This is a genomic window from Geobacillus sp. CCR (assembly GCF_052906625.1).
This window is the reverse complement of record NZ_JBREBQ010000008.1, coordinates 48,885-67,504: the sequence shown is the minus strand read 5'-3', so window position 1 is coordinate 67,504 and position 18,620 is coordinate 48,885. Positions and strand designations below refer to the sequence as shown.

The window sequence follows — 18,620 nt, the reverse complement described above, 5'->3', positions numbered from 1 at the left end:
AAAAACAGAAGCCGACAAAGCGGCTTCTGTTTTTGGCCCTTACTATCGCAGCGGAAACGGCGGAAATGGCATCGGTCCCGGACCCGGGCAGTACAGATGGCGATTGGCAGCCTGAGCCACCGCCGATTCCGTATGCGGGAAATAATGTTGATGTTCATACAGGTGATGATAAACATGCATCGTATGCGATGGATGGATATGCGGCACAATCGTTGCTTCGAAATGATGCAAAACGTTGCAACGAGGCGGATGAACGATCGGCGCCGTTACATTCGGCAGGCAATGCATCATATTCCTCTCCTTTCATCAATTTAGGCTGTTGCTTGACAATACTAGCCTATGATGAACGGAGTGGACTCGTACTAGTATAAACACCCATTTTGAAGAGCCATTCGCGCCAACAATCTACCGGCTCTCTCGCTCCGGTGCTTCGGACGTTTTGGCATAGTCATTCGTCTTTTTGAATCCGTTATGCGGCGCCGGCCTCTCTGACGTTCATTAATAGATATAATTGAACACGACAAACGTCAAACCGACGACAATAAAAAAGAGATACAAAATTTTTTTGTACATGCTCCGCATCGTCTTCTTCTCCCTGCCATCGTTTTCGTTCATTCCGATGCCATTGTACACGTTTTTTCTTTTTTCTACAAGATTCACAACAAAAAGACGAAACATTTTCGTTTTCTGTCATATTTTGCGCTTGCCAGGGAAATGGACGAGTTCTCACCCGTTTTTCTTGCGTTCAAGCCGCGCGAGCCTCCTGCGCCATTCCGCTTCTTCTTTCTCGCTATGTTGTCGGCTCATCCTAGCGAGCGACCGCCACGCTTCATATGCCATAACGGCATAACGGTGCGCTTCGGCCGCATCCCGGAAATAATGTTCATACACCTTCGCCAGTTCAAGCCCGGCCTTCGCCTTCCAATAGCCATTTCCGTGGATAAACAAGTCGCGCCAAAGGAGAGCAGCCTCTTCATATCGTTTTTCTTTTCGGTATAAAAGAGAAAGCTGCCATTTCGCCGTCTGTGCTTCCTTCGCCCCTTTGCCGCTCGCCTCCTCGTACACCCCCCTTGCCGCCGCTGTTTCCCCGACCGCTTCGAACCAACGGGCGGCGGCCAACTGCTCCTTGGGGTCAGCGAGCCGGTCCGCTTCAAGCAGCTGAACGGATAGGTGAATGTAGAGAGCAATGAGCGACAACACGTCGCGCTCGTTATGGCGCAATACTGGCATGAGCCGGTCTGGATGGGGCGTTTGCAAAAACTCCTTGTACATCATCGGCGCCAAAAAGCCCGGCACATCATCGCCCCGCTCGACATAGAGAATGTGCCGCTCCACTTCCGAAAGGCGCAGCGAATCCAATTTGTCTTTCCATAAGCGGCGGGCGGCGTGATACAAATCAAAATGACCGAACGCTGGCAGTTTTGGCACCATGTTGCGGACAAGCGCATGGCGCGTTTTCAGGCGCGGCCAGTCGAACGCTTTTCCATTATAGGTAACAAGCGTCGTATAATCGACGTCAGACAAAAAACTTTGATAGAGCGCCACTTCCGCCCCTGGGTATGGCAGAAGGTGCTGGCGGATGGTGACGAAATCGCCAAGAATGCGGGCGTGGCCAAGCAAGAACATGATGTTTCCCGCCCCGCTTGAAAGTCCCATCGTCTCCGTGTCAAAAAAGAATAAGTCGCTAACGGCAAAGCCGCGGCAGGAGAGCGGATGGGAAAACGGCGCTTCCTGCCATCTTTCGTGCACTTCATACAGCGCTCCGAGCCGATAGCGGCCGTGCTGATAGTCAAGCGGATACACCGTTTCCCGAATGAGGCAGTAATCGCCGGCAAACCAATACGGCTTGGCGCCGTACTCCCGCCAAACGTCGGCATACGGCACGTCCGTCACAGGTCGTCCGTCCGGTTTCTCCTCTTCTTTTTCTTCATCGTTCTCCTTTTTATGCCGGGCGGCAAGCAATTCTTTCCATTGCGCCAACTTCGGCTTCATCCGTTCACCCCCTCCTTGCTTGACGTCGGCTTGCTTCTATAAGTTGATTCTCCCACACTCGGCAAAAACACGCATGACGACGCTTAAACGGACGGACCGGCCCAAACGGCAAGTTGTTCGTCCAAAAACTGGACAAGTTCGCGCTTCAACGACGGTCCGTCAGCGCTTGAAATGCCGATGCACGATGGGCAGCCGTCCGCACACGGGCAGCGTTCGACCCATTCTTTCACATGTTTCATGATCTCTTCATACCGTTCAAACACCGCCTCCGACAGGCCGACTCCGCCTGGATAGCGATCATAAAGGAAAATCGTCGGCCGTCCGGAATGCGGCGCCTTAAGCTGCGGCACGACGTGAAGATCGGAGCGGTCGCACATGACAAACACCGGCACGAGATGACCAAGCACATTGGCGATGCCGACAAGGAGTTGTTCAAACAGCGCCGGGGAAAACCGTGACGGCACCGCCTCCCACTCGATCCACGCCGCCGACGTATGAAGCGTTTCCTCCGGAAGGCGGATCGGCCCTGATCCGATGTTTTCAAACGTCGACAGCTTCAGCTTTTTAAAAATCGTCGCCATCGCTCGGACCGATACATCACCGTAACGCACCGCCATTTGTCCGCGCGTTTCGCTCCGGTCTTCCGACAGCACATCAAGCCGGACAGCTAAATTGGCGTCCGTAAAATATTCAACATCGACTTGGCGGACGTACGCCTTTTTCTCCTCCCAGTCGAGCTTTTCAACTTGGTATTGTGCTCCTTCGTGCAAATAAATCGCTTCATCATGAAGCAGCGTCATCGCGCTGAAGCGGTCCATTTCGCCGATGACGCGATGGTGGGCGGTGTCGGAAATATCGATGATGACGACGTTTTCCTGAGCCGCGGAGCGCAAACTGATATCATGCGCGGGAAACGCGTCGCTCATCCAGTGCCAGCGCCCAGCGCGTTCGTTTAGCACCCCTTGCTCGGCCAAAAAGTCGAGCACCTCTTCGACCTCGACGCCGCCGAACGTCTCGCCGCGCCGGAACGGAAGCTCATAGGCGGCGCATTTGATATGATCGACCAAAATGAGCAGATTGTCCGGGTTGATGCGCGCCGCCTCCGGCGAGCGGGCGAAAAAGTATTCTGGATGGGAGATGATGTACTGATCGAGGGGGCTTGCGCTTGCGATCATCACAACGAGCGAATCGCCCTGGCGCCGGCCGGCGCGCCCGGCTTGCTGCCACGTGCTGGCGATCGTTCCCGGATACCCTGTTAAGATGCACGCTTGCAATTGGCCGATATCAACACCGAGCTCGAGCGCATTCGTGCTCACCACACCGATAATCTCCCCGCTGCGCAACCCTTTTTCAATGGCGCGCCGCTCGTTCGGCAAGTAGCCGCCGCGGTAGCCGCGGATCGTCGTATCGCCGATTCGTTCGTTCACCACCGCCTGCAAATGGCTTAAAATCAACTCGACACGGACGCGGCTGCGGGCGAAAACGATCGTCGGAATGCGGTTGACAAGCAGCTGTCTTGCGAGCTCAACGGCCGTTTTTGTCGCGCTTTGGCGGATGTTCATCGTCCGCTCGACAACCGGCGGATTGTAAAACACGAAATATTTCCGCCCGCGCGGCGCCCCATTGTTGTCAATAAGCGCCACCGGTTCACCGATCAGCCGCTCCGCCAACTCTTTCGGATTGGCGATCGTCGCCGACGTGCAAATAAACGTTGGTCGACTCCCGTAAAAGGCGCAAATGCGCTTTAAGCGGCGGATGACGTTCGCCACATGGCTGCCGAATACGCCGCGGTATGTATGCAGTTCATCGATGACGACGTAGCGCAGCTGTTCAAAAAGAGAAATCCATTTCGTATGGTGCGGCAAAATGGCCGTATGGAGCATATCTGGGTTGGTGATGACAATATGGCCTGCTTGACGGATTTTTTGCCGCAGCGCCGGCGCCGTGTCGCCGTCGTATGTATGGCTGTAAATCGACACCCCCATCTCGGCGATGATCTCGTTTAGTTCATTTTTTTGATCTTGAGCGAGCGCCTTCGTTGGAAAGATATACAGGGCGCGGCTCGATGGCTCTTTGGCAATGGCATCGAGCACCGGCAAATTGTAGCAAAGCGTTTTCCCTGAAGCGGTCGGCGTCACGGCGACAATGTTCCGCCCGCTTTGGACCGCGTCATAAGCGGCCGCCTGGTGCGTATACAACGAAGCGATGCCGCGCGCTTTGAGCGCCGCGCCAAGCCGCGGATCGAGTTCGTCTGGAAACGGAACGAAATTCGCTTCTTTCGGTTCGATTTCATGCCAATGCACGACATTCGGATCTTGGCGAAGCTGTTCGATCCATTCCGACAGCGTCTGTTTTTTCACGTCGCATATCACCTCGTTTCTATTTTACATGCATTCCGTTTGTTTGCACTACAAAAAACGCCCACCAAGAGGCAGTCCTCTCTCGTTTCAAACTGGCAGACAACCGATATATCGGAGCCGGCCGAACGACAGAACGTTCGATTGTATCTGAACGGTTTTGGAAAAAGGACGCCTTCCTCTCATCTTCCCCGCCAAGGCGGCATCCACATGGGTCATTCTTCTTGGCACAAAAAAACGTCCAGCCGCTACAGCTGGACGGAATGGGCTCCACGATAGCCGAGCCTTGCCGACAGTTCTTTGCCGATCTGTCGCATGCGCACAGTGAGCGATGTGATGCGGTCGTCCGTCATGCGGATCGTCGGGCCGGAAACGCTGATCGCCGCGACGACGCCGCCAGTATAGTCAAAAATCGGAACGGCAACACATCGGATACCGTACTCGTTTTCTTCCAAGTCAAGCGCATACCCGTTTTGCCGGACGGTCTCAAGTTCGCGGAAAAATGCCTCGCGGTCGGTGATCGTCCAATCGGTATGCTTCGGCAGTCCTTTCCGATCGATGATCTCTGCAGCCACCGCGGGCGGCAAATGGGCTAAAATGGCCTTGCCGACCGCCGTGCAATGCATCGGAGCCCGCTTGCCGACTTTGGAGTGCATGCGCAGCGTCTCCGTTCCTTCCAATTTTTCAATATAAATGACTTCCCCTTGATCATAGACGACGAGGTGGATGACCTCGTTCGTTTCTTTTTCGAGCTCGCGCAAATATGGCTTCGCCTCTTGGCGCAAATCGATCGAATCAAGCAGCTTTGAGCTGAGCTCTAAAAACTTGTAGCCGAGCTTATACCGCTCCGTTTCCGGATGTTGTTCGATATAGCCGTATTGGGCAAGCGTCGTTAAAATGCGGTACACCGAACTTTTGTTGATGTCCATTTGTTTCGCGATTTCCGTCACGCCCAGCCCGTCCTTTTTCGTGCTGACGATTTCGATAATTTGCAGCGCCCGGCGGACCGATTTGACCGTGTTTTCTCGTTCCATCGCATTCACCTCGATTTGTTCTCTCCGCTCGCCATTATACACGAACAGCCGGGCTTTTGCAGGCGGGAGAGCAGCGCAGGCGCGCATGGCAGCGAGCGCCGCCTTAACGGACGGAACGTATTCACCGTCAGGACGCGCCTGATGCCTTGTTTGGCCCAGAGATGCCGCAGGTTCGTTATGAACGTCGGATGGAAACGGCTGGCGCTTTGGCGGCGACGAACGTATTGCGGAGCGTGCCGATGCCGTCCACATCGCATTCAATGACCGTCCCCGGGCCGACAAGCTCGGCGCCGACCGGGCTTCCCGTCAAAATGACGTCGCCCGGTTGCAGCGTCATGACATGAGACAAATACGAAATCATTTTGCTGATGGAAATGATCATCAGCTTGGTCGAGCTGTTCTGCTTTTCTTCACCATTGACCCGCGCTTTCACCGATACAGCCCGAGGATCGAGCTCTGTTTCAATGACCGGGCCGAGCGGTGTAAACGTATCGAACGATTTTCCGATCGTCCAATGGCCGTCCGGGTGGAAAAACTGCGGCGCGGTGACATCGTTGGCGACCGTATAGCCGAAAATATACGACCACACGTCTTCTTCGCTCACCTGTTTTGCCTCTTTGCCGATCACAACCGCCAGCTCGGATTCAAATTTCACTTCACCAACCCCGCTCGGAATGACCACCTCCGCTTCCGGCCCGACGACCGACGAGGATGGTTTAAAGAAAAAGACAGGAATATCTGGCAGTTCCACCGGCAGCTGTTCACTGGAGGCCACATAGTTGGCGCCAATGCCGATCACATGGCGCGGCGCAAGCGGCGCCACGAGCGAAACGCGATCATAGCGAAATACGTTTCCCGTATAATCCCAAGCGGTGAACATATTTCCTTCGATTTCGCGGATCACTTCACCGTTCACCACACCGGCGCGAATCGCGCCATCAGCGAGAAAACGGGCAAATTTCATCGATGGCTACCCCTCTCTGACACGATTTTGTTCCTCAACTTTTTCCTTGACTCGAGCCACCCCGGTCTCCATGGCGGCACGGGCGACGGCGGAAGCGACGGCCTCGACGACGCGCCGGTCAAACGGGTTCGGGATGACATACTCTTCCGTCAGCTCTTCCGGCTGGATGAGCCCGGCGATGGCTTCGGCAGCGGCAATTTTCATCGCCTCATTAATTTGCGTCGCCCGCACATCGAGCGCGCCGCGGAAAATGCCAGGGAACGCCAACACGTTGTTCACTTGGTTCGGCAAATCCGACCGGCCGGTCGCGACCACGGCGGCGCCGGCGGCTTTTGCCTCATCCGGCATGATCTCAGGCACCGGATTGGCCAAGGCGAATACGACCGCCCCGCGGTTCATCGTCCGAACCATCGCCGGCGTCAACGCCCCAGCAACCGAGACACCGATAAACACATCCGCGCCTTGAATGACGTCCGCAAGCGTCCCGGAGATACGGCGGTGATTCGTTTGCCGGGCGATTTCTTCCTTGATAGCGTTCATCCCATGCGAGCGCCCTTCATAAATCGCTCCTTTTGTGTCGCAAACGATCAGTTCGCCGACTCCGATCGACAGCAGCAATTTGGCGATCGCCACCCCGGCAGCGCCGGCGCCGTTGATGACAACCCGGCAATCGGCAAGCTGTTTGCCAACCACTTTCAAGGCGTTCGTCAGCCCAGCGGCCACGACAATCGCCGTGCCATGCTGATCATCATGAAACACCGGGATCGCCATCTCTTGGCGAAGACGCTCTTCAATGACAAAGCAGGCGGGGGCGGCGATATCTTCCAAATTGATGCCCCCAAACGCCGGTTCCAGCAACTTGACCGTTTGAATGATTTGTTCCGGATCTTCAGTATCGAGGCAAAGCGGCACGGCATCGATCCCGGCGAACGCTTTGAACAAGGCGGCTTTCCCTTCCATGACCGGAAGCGCCGCCCGCGCGCCAATGTTGCCAAGCCCAAGCACCGCCGTGCCATTCGAGACGACGGCGACAAAATTGCCCTTCACTGTATAGTTGTACATTTCGTCTTGGTCGACGTAAATTTCTTTGCACGGTTCAGCCACTCCCGGCGAATAAATGAGACTTAAATCATTGGCATTCACGACCGGCACTTTCACTTCAACTGACAGCTTTCCTCTTGCCTGCCGATGGACAAGCAACGCTCGTTCTCGCAAATGTTCCATCACTGATCCCTAGCTACTAGCCTTCCCCATCCCCTTGTACCGCCTTTTGTGCTGCTTTGCGTTTGACAACCGGCCAATAGTAACTAGGAGCTGCCTCCTTTCTCCATTTATTTTCTTAATTTTCTGATCATAATAGATAGGAAGGAACAAGGTCATCCATCCCTTGTTCCTTATACAACTTTTGGCGTTTATTGCTGAATGGCGGCAAATTTCGCTTTTGCTTCTTGACGGCGGCGGTGCAAAATCGGCTCGGTATAGCCGTTTGGCTGTTCATAGCCGCGGAAAATGAGATCGCACGCCGCTTGGAACGCCACCGAATCATCGTAATTCGGCGCCATCGGACGATAGTTCGGATCGCCGGCGTTTTGTTCGTCGACGACTTTCGCCATCCGCTTGAGCGTCTCAAGCACTTGCTCTTTCGTGCAAATGCCATGATGGAGCCAGTTGGCGAGAATTTGGCTCGAGATGCGAAGCGTCGCCCGGTCTTCCATCAGTCCGACGTTGTGAATGTCCGGCACTTTCGAGCAGCCGATCCCTTGGTCGATCCAGCGGACGACATAGCCTAAAATGCTTTGGCAGTTGTTGTCGAGCTCTTCTTGAATCTCTTCCGCTGTCCATTGCGGATGGTCAACGACCGGGATTTGCAACATGTCGTCGCGATAATCGTTCCGATCGTTCGCCAGTTCGCTTTGCACAGCGGAGACGTTCACTTGATGGTAATGAAGCGCATGGAGCGTGGCCGCTGTCGGCGACGGCACCCATGCCGTATTGGCGCCTGCTTTGAGCTGCGCTCCTTTTTGCTTCAGCATTTCTGCCATCAAATCCGGCATCGCCCACATTCCTTTGCCGATTTGCGCCCGGCCGCGGAAGCCGGCGGCAAGCCCAACGGCGACGTTCGATTTTTCATACGCCTGCAGCCAAGTCGATGATTTCATCTCGTTTTTGCGCAGCATCGGCCCCGCTTCCATCGACGTATGAATTTCGTCTCCGGTCCGGTCGAGGAAGCCGGTGTTGATAAAAATGATGCGGTCGCGCACTTGGTAGATGCAGTTTTTCAAGTTGAGCGACGTGCGGCGCTCCTCGTCCATCACGCCGATTTTAATCGTATTCCGCTCAAGGCCGAGCATATCTTCGACACGGTCAAACAGCTCGTTGGCAAACGCCACTTCCGCCGATCCGTGCATTTTCGGCTTGACGATGTAGATGGAACCTTTGCGCGAATTCAAGTAGCGTGTATTGCCGATGAGCGAATGTTTCATAATCAAGCTTGTAATGACGGCGTCCATGATCCCTTCATGCACTTCCTCGCCATTCGCATGCAAGATCGCGTTGTTCGTCATTAAGTGCCCGACGTTGCGCACGAACATGAGCGAACGGCCCGGCAGCACGAGCTCCCCGCCATCCGGCGTTTTGTATACGCGATCCGGGTTCAGGGAGCGCGTCATGATTTTGCCGTTTTTCTCAAATGTCGCTGTCAAATCGCCTTTAACGAGACCAAACAAGTTGCGGTAAACGAGCACTTTGTCTTCGGCGTCAACGGCCGCCACCGAATCTTCACCGTCCATGATCGTTGTCACGGCCGCTTCTAGGACAATGTCTTTGACCCCGGCTTGATCCGTTTTTCCGACCGCATGCTCGCGGTCGATTTGAATTTCAATGTGAAGGCCATTGTTCTTCAGCAACACCGCTGTCGGATGTTGCGGGTCGCCTTGGAAGCCGACGAATTTTTCCGGCTCTTTCAGCCCCGTCGTCGCCCCGCCTTCTGTCGTCACGACAAGCTGGCCATCAACAATGGCGTACTGGACAGCGTCTTTATGGGAATATTGCGCCAGCGGCACCGCTTCATCTAAAAACTGCCGCCCGTAGGCGATGACTTTCGCCCCGCGCACCGGGTTGTACGACGAACCGCGCTCGGCGCCGTCTTCTTCGCTGATGGCATCGGTGCCGTACAGCGCGTCGTACAGGCTGCCCCAACGGGCGTTGGCAGCGTTTAATGCATAGCGGGCGTTCGTCAACGGAACGACGAGCTGCGGCCCGGCTTGCACGGCAATTTCATCATCGACATTGTCGGTCGTAATCTCAAAGTCCTCGACTTCCGGCTCCAAATAGCCGATGTCTGTCAAAAATGCTTTATATTCGTTAAAATCAAAGCGGCCGCGATGCGCTTTATGCCACTCATTCAATTTTTCTTGAATTTCGTCGCGGCGGGCGAGCAATTCTTTGTTGCGCGGCGTCAAGTCGGAAATGAGCGCGCCGAAATCGCTCCAAAACTTGTCTTGATCCAACCCGCTGTTCGGCAGAAGCTCCTCGTTGACAAAGTCGTACAACACTTTGGCGACTTGGATGTTCCCTTTTTGTACGTATTCGCCCATTATTCTCTTCCCCTCTCTTGTTTCTTATTACGAAACATCGTTTCTCAATTTCTCTAAAAAGATGATACCATGAAACGAAATGACTGGCAATCGTTTTCAAAAAATTTTCATTTCACTGTCGACGGCATCTTTGTCTCTACACAACGCCCCGGCGTCGGGAACAGCTTGCCGGCGTTGAGCAAGTTTTTCGGGTTAAACACGTCGCGGATTGCCGTTTGCGCCAAAATTTCCTCATCAGTGAAAATGAAGCGCATCTCTTCTTTTTTCTCAATGCCAACGCCATGTTCCCCTGTAATTGATCCGCCGACCGCCGCGCACGCCTTGAGGCATTCGCTTCCGGCGGCAAGCGCCCGCTCCGTCTCCCCAGGCTTGCTCGCATCAAACAGCACAAGCGGGTGCAAATTGCCGTCGCCGGCGTGGAAAATGTTTGCGATTCTCAGTCCATACTTGCGGCTGATATCGGCGATTTCCCGCAGCACTTCCGGCAGACGGCTGCGCGGAATGACGCCATCTTGCACTAAATAGTCAGGCGAAATCGCCCCCATGGCGCCAAAGCCGGTTTTCCGGTTCGCCCACCAGCGGGCCCGTTCTTCCTCTGACTGGGCGACTTTCACTTCGCGCACATGATGGCGGCGGCAAATCGTTAAAATATCGTTGATTTGTTCGTCGATCCCGGCGGAAATGCCATCCACTTCAATGAGCAACAGCGCGGCGATGTCTTTCGGATGCCCGACCGGAAACGCGGCCGCTTCGACCGCCTCGATGGCCGTTTGGTCCATCATCTCGAGCGCCGCCGGCACGATTCCAGCGGAAATGATGTCGGAAACGGTCTGGCTCGCATCTTCCACTTCGTCAAAATAGGCGAGCACCGTCTGTTTGGCCTCGGGATTTTTCAACAAACGGACGGTGATTTTTGTCACGATGCCAAGCGTCCCTTCCGACCCGGTCAGCAGCCCGAGCAAATCGTAGCCTGGCGGATCGGGAACGCCGTTTCCGCCGATTTCAATCACTTCGCCGTTCGGCAAGACGACTTCAAGCCCTAAAATATGGTTCGTCGTCACTCCGTATTTTAAGCAGTGGGCGCCGCCAGCGTTTTCAGCGACGTTGCCGCCGATCGTGCAGCAATATTGGCTTGACGGGTCGGGCGCATAGTAATAGCCGCGGTGGGCGACCGAGTTCGTCAACTTCAAGTTGACAAACCCCGGCTCGACGACGGCGCGCCGGTTTTCGAGATCGACGTGCAACAGCCGCTTCATCCGCGTTAGGCTGATGACGACTTCGCCGTTTAGCGGAATCGCCCCGCCGCTTAACCCCGTGCCGGCGCCGCGGGCGAGAAACGGAAGATCATGCTCATGGCAGTATTTGACGACCGCCGCCACTTGCTCCGTGCTGTTTGGAAATACAACCGCCCTTGGCAAATGGCGGTGGACGGTGAAGCCGTCGCAGTCATACGCCATTAAATCTTCTTTCCGGTATAAAATCGCCTGTTCCCCAACGATGCGGGCGAGCGCTTGGATGTGCGGGTCGTTCGTTGCAATCGGCCGTTTTCTCATATGCGCACGTCCTTCCCTTCTTCTTTTTGGTACGCCCAATCGAGCAGCTGCACCGTATGGACGATTTTTTGGTTTCGTCCATGTTTCATGACGCCAAGCGCCATTTGCAGCATGCAACCTGGATTGCCCATCGAGATCAGCTCCACCTCTTGCGGCACGTGTTGCATTTTGCTCTCAAGCACCGCTTGTGCCATCTCCGGATGGGTGAGGTTGTAAATGCCGGCGCTGCCGCAGCAACGATCGGCGTTTGGCATGGCGACCATTTCCACCCCCGGAATGCTTTCAATCAAAGCGCGCGGCTCTTGGCGGATGCCCTGGCCATGGGCCAAATGGCACGCATCATGGTAGGTGAGGCGCACGTTCAATTCCGCTTTCGGTGGTTTGAAGCCCGTGTCATGCAAAAATTTGGACACATCCTCAACTTTGGCGGCAAATTGCTCCGCCTTTTCATGCCATTCCGGGTCATGGCGGAACAGTTCCGGATATTCTTTCAACATGCAGCCGCAGCCGGCGGCGTTAACGATGACATGGTCGACATGTTGAAACGCCTCAATATTTTGCTTGGCGAGCTTCCGGCCGGTTTCGCGGTCGCCGGCGTGAACGTGAAGCGCCCCGCAGCACGTCTGGTTCGGGACGATGACGACATCGTTGCCGTTATGGGTCAATACACGGATCGTCGCTTCGTTAATATCACTAAACATAACATCCATGACGCATCCGGTCAAAATCGCGACGGTTCGCTTTGTTTCCCCCTTCGCCTTAATGAGCGGCTGATGTTTATACTTTCTCCGAACCGGCGTACCGACCGCTGGCAAAATCGCCTCCATCTCAGCCAAGTGATCGGGCATGACACGCAGCAGTCCGGTTTTGCGCGCCACCGTCTGCAAGCCGCTTTTTTGGTACCATTTCAGCAGGCGGCCGAGCCAATCGAGGCGCGACGGATGCGGAAAAATGCCTTTTAAGAAAACGTCGCTGACAAGCGCCTTCCAACCGGTGAGCGGAACCGCCTGGCGGAGCTGGCCGCGCACTTGTTCAATGAGCCCACCGACATCGACATCGGCCGGGCAAGCCGTCGTGCATGCACGGCAATCCAAGCACGTAAAAATCGGATCGAGCAAATCAGGCGTCAACTCAAGCTTCCCTTCGCCGACCGACTTCATCAAATGAACGCGGCCGCGCGGAGAGTGCTGTTCTTCACCCGTCTGTTCGTACGTCGGGCATGATTCTAAACACATGCCGCAATGAACGCAATCAGCCCACTTGCTCGGGTCCGGCAAATCGTGAAAACGATAGTTGCCAAGACTCGCGGTCGCACACGCCGGGCTGTCCGCCCGTTCATTGGTCATCGTGCTCATCATTAAATCCCCCCAATAAAGCGTTGATCGTTGACCGTTTTGTTCGGATCGATTTTCCGCTTAATGCCTTCGAGCAAGAAAAAGTACGACGGCTTTCCGCCCCAGACGTCGACGCGCTGGCGCAGCGAAAGCGGCAAATGTTTCACAATCGCGTAGCCGCCAAGGCGAACCGCCGTTTGGCGCAGCTCCTCGATCGCGGTCAACACTCCCTCTTCGCCGCCGTGCATATACGCCTGACAAAGCCCGTGGCCCAATCCGCCGTGCGCCTCGATGCGGACATGGCAACGGTCAGCGATTAAAACGCTTTCACGCAAGATGGAGAGTACATCCAAGTTGACAACCCCGATTTTCACTGCCGCTTCAACACCGTTTTCCGCCTGCTCCAGACGCCCGTTCGGTGCCATCGTGTAAAACGTCCGCCAAAACGCCGCCGTCTCTTCGCCGGCTAAAATGGACATTTCCACCGCTTTCGGCCGCAGTCGTTCAACCCAATGCTCTTGGTAATGGACGGCGTTTTCCACATCTTCAAACCCGATCACAAGCGTATAAACCGGCCGTCCCGTCAGCCGCTCGGAAAGCGCCGGGTTGAGCAGTTCAAAACAAATCGGCTCCATCATTGTATCAAGGAACGAAACGGCAAACGAGCGAATGTCATGAAGATCGCCGCTTGGGAACGACAGCAACACAACGCTTTCATATTTCGCGAGCGGTCGAAGCTTGAGCGTAATCTCGCTCAGCACCCCGAGCGTCCCCATCGCCCCAATGAACAACTTATTCATATCGTAGCCGGCGACATTTTTTACCACTTTGCCTCCGGAACGAATGACGGTCCCGTTCGGATAGACGACGCGCAACCCGATGACCGAATCGCGCGCTGCCCCATAGCCGAGCCGCTTCGGACCGCTATCGTTCGCGGCAATGACCCCTCCGATCGTCGCTTCCTCCGGCCAAAACGGGTCCAAGGCGACCTTTTGCCGATGCGGAGCGAGCGCGCGCTGCAAATCACCAAACACCGTTCCGGCTTTGACAGTGACCGTCATATCGGCGGCCGCATGTTCGACAATGCCGGCATAGTGTTCCAACGACAGCAAGATGTCCGCCTGTTCCCGCTGCCCGCCAAACCCCCGTTTTGTGCCGCGTCCAGCGATGACGACTTTTTTGCCATGGCGGTCGGCATAGCGGAGCACCGCAGCGATTTCTTCCTCTGTTCGCGGATAGACGGTCACCGCCCCATCATTGCCGAGGGGGTGGAACGATTCATTCCGTTTGATCTGTTCTGGATGCAAAAACGCCTGCAGCTCCTCAATCCATGTCAATGAAAGCATGAGCGCCCTCCTCCGTTTCGTAATAAGAAACATCGTTTCTTTTTATCAGTAAAAAAAAGCGAGCCGCTCGAACCGTTTTCTTTATCAGGCGGAGGGTGTCCCAAAAGAATCGGGACACCTTTTCCGATCACCGTCATATATACAAGTGATTTAGCCCAAAACAACCTTTGGGGCCAGCCCTCCTGCTACTTCTATTAAACCATCGCTCATCCATTTTTTCAATGAATTTTTTGAATTTAGGGATCATTTTGTTCATTCCGTCTCTTCCACCACCACTCCGACCCGCTGCTCGAGCGGCTGAATGACCGCGGCCATATCCAAGTCGGCAAGGCCTGCGGCGATCGCTGCGGCAAACGCTTCTTCTGCTTGAATGCCGAGTCGGCGGCCAAGGCCGATTTCATCCATCAACTCGTTCGCCAAGCGCACATCTTTATGTACATACTTGACCGCCCCGCCAGGAGTGAATCGACGCGGCAACACGAACTGCTCCATATGGCGGCGCAACATCCGGCTGTCTCCATAGCTTTCTTTTAACAGCCGATACAGCTTCCCGGCATGAAGCCCATAAGCGACGCCAGCGACCATCGCTTCCGCCGCGGCGACCGAATGGACGGCGACCAAGTACTGGTTGATCGCTTTTGCCGCGCTGCCGGCGCCGCTTTCTCCTAAATATTCAACCGTTTTTCCTAACACCCGAAGCAACGGACGCACCCGCTCCCATGCTTCTTTCGCCCCGCCGACCATGATCGTCAGCGCCCCTTGCTCCGCCCCTTCCGGCCCGCCGCTTACCGGCGCGTCCAAATAGGCGACGCCGTGCTCATCGGCGCGCCGAGCGACAAACCGGCTTGTTTTCGGACCGACGGTTGTAAAATCAAGGCAAATCGTCCCCGGATGGGCCGCGCTAAGGACGCCGCCTTCACCTGTATACACCTCGATGACATCATCCGGCATCGATAAGCACGTGCAAATGATATCCGCCTCGCCAGCCAGCTCTGCCACTGTCGCCGCCTGTCGGGCGCCAAGGTTGACAAGCGGAACCGCTTTTTCTGTCGTACGGTTGTACACCGTGACATTGAATCCCGCTTCAAGCAGCCGTCTAGCCATGCGCGAGCCCATCACGCCCAATCCGATAAAGCCGACGCGTGTCATCGTCCGCCTCCCCCTTTCATTCCGCGGTATTCATCATACCAGACAAAACTTTCGCTGCTTTTCCCTGATGGAATGTACTCAAGTCCAATCGCTCCATTGTAGCCGTGCTCTTGCAAAAATGCGAAAATCTCGCGATACGGAAGCTCTCCCGTCCCCGGCTCATGCCGCCCGGGGGCATCAGCGAATTGCACATGCGCGATGAGCGGTGCGTAGTCGGCAAACATCGCTGTCACATTGCGTCCGAGCCGAGCCATATGATAGACGTCATATTGCAATTTCACATTCGTCCGGCCGAGATCGCGGATGATCGCCGCCGCTTCCTCAATATCGGTTAAAAAGTAGCCGGGCATATCGAACGGATTGATCGGTTCAATCGTCAGCGTCAAACCATGAACAGCAAGCGTTGCAGCCGCTTCGTCAATGCGGCGCATATACGTCTCCTTCGCCCGCTCGCGCGGCAAGTCCCTTGGCAACACTCCGGCCATGCAATGAAGATTCGGTACACCGAGCGCGAGCGCATAACGCACTCCTTCCTCCAGTGCACGCCGGAATTCATCATGACGGTCAGAAAAAATGGCGAGCCCGCGCTCCCCCTTTTCCCAATCGCCAGCGGGCAAATTCAGCAAAACAAGCGACAGCTCAAGCTGCTCGAGTTCATCAGCAATCGCCTCAGGAGCCACCGAGTACGGAAACTGGCATTCAACGTGCGAAAACCCATGCTGCTTCGCCTTGGCAAACCGGGCGAGAAACGGCGCTTCCGTGAAAATCGTCGATACATTGACGGCAAACTTCATCATGAGGCTCCTTTCTTCTCCATTTCTTTCTCTATATTCGCCCCACCGTTTGCCGATTCCTGCCTCACCGCGTTTCCCCTTTAATGCCGTAAAAAAACAGCCGCACCATTTCGACTTGCCGCTTTGATCAATGCCACAGTCATGGAAAAAAGGCTGCCCCAAAGGAGCAGCCCTTTTTGGCGCTCAATCCTCATCGCTGGCGAAAAAACGCAAAATGTAGACAAACAAGTTGATGAAATCAAGGTAAATATTGACCACAATCATCGGGATGTCCGCTTCCGTAAAGCCATAGCGGGCCAAACGGTTGATGTCGTAAATCGTAAAGCCAAGGAAAATCAGAATCCCCAAAGCGGCGATGCCCATTTGCCCTACGCTTGAGAATGGGATGAACCATTGGATGATCAGCAAGCCAAGGAGCGCAAACGCGCCCAGCATCAAAAACCCGCCGAGGAACGAAAAATCTTCTTTCGTTCTCGCTGCGTAAATGGCAACGCCGGAAAACGATACAACGGCCAGCGCAAACGCTTTGAACACCGCCGCCGCGCCGATGATGGAAATGTAATAGCCGATGAGCGGATAGAGCGTCGCCCCCGAGACAAACATAAACGCAAACATAAGCGGATAGCCGACAGCTTTTTTCACGCGGGCGAACATCATGACCAACAGCAGCACAAGTTCAAGCCCGTAAAGGGGCAAATACAGGCCAGCCGGCACCCATTGCCCGGCATACAGCCCCGCCGTCGCGACGGCCAGCGCCGCTAAAAAGGAAACCGCCAACTTCGCCACTGGGCTATGCGGACGATAAACGGTCGAATGATTCATGGCAACCCCCTCCTTTTTCTTTCTAGTTTAGCATATATTTGTTTCTTGTCACAGTCCTTTCTTTTTGATTGACGCAGACTGCATGGACCGTCCACCATGATGTATGGCCCATCGTTCGATCCATCGAAACCAGCGGGCGGCAAACCATTTTTTCAGCACCGGTGGAACGACAAGCAAAATGAAAAAAATGCGGAACATTTGATAACTTGCCACAACGGCAAGGTCGGCATGCGCTTCCCGCGCCAAAAGTCCCATTTGATCCATGCCCCCCGGCGCCAAGGCGATGAACGCTGTCAAATACGGCACGCCATGCAGAGCCGTTAAGACAAATGCCGAAGCCATGGAAAACAAAATGAGCGCAAGACCGGTAACCACAGCCGCCAGCACGACTCTTCCCTTTTCCGCGATGCGAGCCGGTTTCAGCATTAAGCCTAGATAAGCGCCCATCGCGATTTGCGCGATATCTAACAAAGGCGCTGGCAAATGGGGCGCCGGCGTCCCGGCAATGACCAGAGCCGATGTTCCGATGATCGGGCCAAGCAAATAGGCAGTCGGCAGTTTGATGCGCCTTCCGATGATCGCGCTGGCAACCGTGACGATCAAATACAGCCAAACAAGACCGACGCTCCAATGCGCCCCTTGTCCGCTTGCTGCGCCCGTCCCCGCCTCAGCGCCGCCGGAAAAGAACGGGCTTAAGGCGATAAGCGGGACGAGAAACACGACGCCCATCAGGCGCATCACTTGAAAAAACGTGACAATCGTTGCATCGACACCGTCGAGCTCTTCGCCCAACACAAGCATTTGCGACAATCCGCCGGGGATGCTGCCGGTGACAACCGAACGGAGCGGAATCCTTGTCCATCTCGCGACAAGGCAAGAAACAAGGAAGCTAAACAACAAAATCAACACCGTCGCCAGCAACATCGCCGGCAATTGTCGGCCCATCTCCACAAGCGTTCCTGCCGTCATCGATGTCCCTAGCGTATAGCCGATCGGAATGAGCGTAGCGTTGCGAATGCCGACCGGCCAATACAACTTTCCCTTCAAAAAACGACCAACCAAAAGCAACGCAGCTGCTGGACCGAGCATCCAATGGAGCGGAACGCCAAACAAGGCGAAAATGAAGCCGCCGAGCGCCGCGATCACCAGCGTCAACGCGATGCGCGCCATGCTGTTCCGCCCTTGTTGTCTTTCCAAAGCCAAGCGAACACTTCCTCTCCACCTTACATCAACGAAATTGTGCTTGCTGTCAATGAACAAAACTTGACAGCGCAGCGATTGTACTTGACTGCCGGTTTTATCGACAGCGGACGGCGGCGCGAAGGCAAAAAGGGACGGCAACTGTTGCTCTACTATCCGCTTTCTGCAAACTATATAGATGCAACGAAATCGTTTAACATATCCTTGACGGAAAAGTGGCTCATCCATTTTTGACTGTCGAAGGCAAGCCATAGGCTTGCCTCCGTCACGCTAAGGCGTGACGGAAGACCGAACAACGACTCGCTTAAAGACCCATTCATGGGTCTTTAAGCGGTGTTGTTCGGTCACTCGACAGTCGGATGAAATGACCGGTAAAAACGAAAAATGTTAAAGCTTTAAATTGCATCAGAAATACCAAACAAAAACATTCCTCTCCTGTTTAGCAGAGAGGAATGCTTCTCTTCCCATGAAAGGCAAGG

At 54.9% G+C, this 18,620-nt stretch carries 14 protein-coding genes; all 14 read right to left on the bottom strand.

The annotated features are described in order from the left end of the window. Nucleotides 1-42 precede the first annotated feature (42 nt). Nucleotides 43-288 (bottom strand): CotD family spore coat protein, encoded by a 246-nt coding sequence (locus ACVBDQ_RS06070; protein WP_014195684.1) that lies wholly within the window; start codon nucleotides 286-288, stop codon nucleotides 43-45. A 438-nt stretch (nucleotides 289-726) separates the two neighbouring features. Further along, on the bottom strand, nucleotides 727-1,992 hold the full coding sequence (locus ACVBDQ_RS06065) for a ribonuclease H-like domain-containing protein (RefSeq protein ID WP_011231034.1): 1,266 nt from the start codon (nucleotides 1,990-1,992) through the stop codon (nucleotides 727-729). A gap of 83 nt (nucleotides 1,993-2,075) precedes the next feature. Then, nucleotides 2,076-4,352: a DEAD/DEAH box helicase gene (locus ACVBDQ_RS06060; RefSeq protein ID WP_011231033.1), complete on the bottom strand. Its 2,277-nt coding sequence runs from the start codon at nucleotides 4,350-4,352 to the stop codon at nucleotides 2,076-2,078. 245 nt (nucleotides 4,353-4,597) lie between these two features. Further along, nucleotides 4,598-5,383, bottom strand: coding sequence for an IclR family transcriptional regulator (locus tag ACVBDQ_RS06055; protein WP_031213154.1), 786 nt, complete (start codon nucleotides 5,381-5,383; stop codon nucleotides 4,598-4,600). Between the two features lie 175 nt (nucleotides 5,384-5,558). Continuing rightward, nucleotides 5,559-6,347, bottom strand: coding sequence for a fumarylacetoacetate hydrolase family protein (locus tag ACVBDQ_RS06050; RefSeq protein WP_023634476.1), 789 nt, complete (start codon nucleotides 6,345-6,347; stop codon nucleotides 5,559-5,561). A gap of 6 nt (nucleotides 6,348-6,353) precedes the next feature. Then, nucleotides 6,354-7,571 (bottom strand): NAD(P)-dependent malic enzyme, encoded by a 1,218-nt coding sequence (locus tag ACVBDQ_RS06045; RefSeq protein WP_011231030.1) that lies wholly within the window; start codon nucleotides 7,569-7,571, stop codon nucleotides 6,354-6,356. Nucleotides 7,572-7,759: 188 nt separating this feature from the next. Further along, on the bottom strand, nucleotides 7,760-9,943 hold the full coding sequence (locus tag ACVBDQ_RS06040) for a malate synthase G (RefSeq protein WP_011231029.1): 2,184 nt from the start codon (nucleotides 9,941-9,943) through the stop codon (nucleotides 7,760-7,762). A 107-nt stretch (nucleotides 9,944-10,050) separates the two neighbouring features. Then, nucleotides 10,051-11,496, bottom strand: a complete 1,446-nt coding sequence (locus ACVBDQ_RS06035; RefSeq protein WP_014195677.1) for an FAD-linked oxidase C-terminal domain-containing protein — start codon at nucleotides 11,494-11,496, stop codon at nucleotides 10,051-10,053. Beyond that, a complete protein-coding gene (locus ACVBDQ_RS06030; protein WP_014195676.1) occupies nucleotides 11,493-12,854 on the bottom strand; it encodes a (Fe-S)-binding protein in 1,362 nt (453 codons plus the stop codon). The genes ACVBDQ_RS06035 and ACVBDQ_RS06030 overlap by 4 nt, the downstream gene beginning before the upstream one ends. Next, on the bottom strand, nucleotides 12,854-14,176 hold the full coding sequence (locus tag ACVBDQ_RS06025; RefSeq protein ID WP_033012479.1) for an FAD-binding oxidoreductase: 1,323 nt from the start codon (nucleotides 14,174-14,176) through the stop codon (nucleotides 12,854-12,856). The genes ACVBDQ_RS06030 and ACVBDQ_RS06025 overlap by 1 nt, the downstream gene beginning before the upstream one ends. Before the next feature lie 252 nt (nucleotides 14,177-14,428). After that, nucleotides 14,429-15,325 (bottom strand): NAD(P)-dependent oxidoreductase, encoded by an 897-nt coding sequence (locus ACVBDQ_RS06020; protein ID WP_011231025.1) that lies wholly within the window; start codon nucleotides 15,323-15,325, stop codon nucleotides 14,429-14,431. After that, on the bottom strand, nucleotides 15,322-16,119 hold the full coding sequence (hyi, locus tag ACVBDQ_RS06015; RefSeq protein ID WP_011231024.1) for a hydroxypyruvate isomerase: 798 nt from the start codon (nucleotides 16,117-16,119) through the stop codon (nucleotides 15,322-15,324). The genes ACVBDQ_RS06020 and hyi overlap by 4 nt, the downstream gene beginning before the upstream one ends. A gap of 183 nt (nucleotides 16,120-16,302) precedes the next feature. Continuing rightward, entirely contained in the window at nucleotides 16,303-16,941 is a 639-nt protein-coding gene (locus ACVBDQ_RS06010) for a Bax inhibitor-1/YccA family protein (protein WP_011231023.1), read from the bottom strand. A 48-nt stretch (nucleotides 16,942-16,989) separates the two neighbouring features. Next, a complete protein-coding gene (locus tag ACVBDQ_RS06005) occupies nucleotides 16,990-18,111 on the bottom strand; it encodes an AbrB family transcriptional regulator (protein WP_446663099.1) in 1,122 nt (373 codons plus the stop codon). Nucleotides 18,112-18,620: the final 509 nt, after the last annotated feature.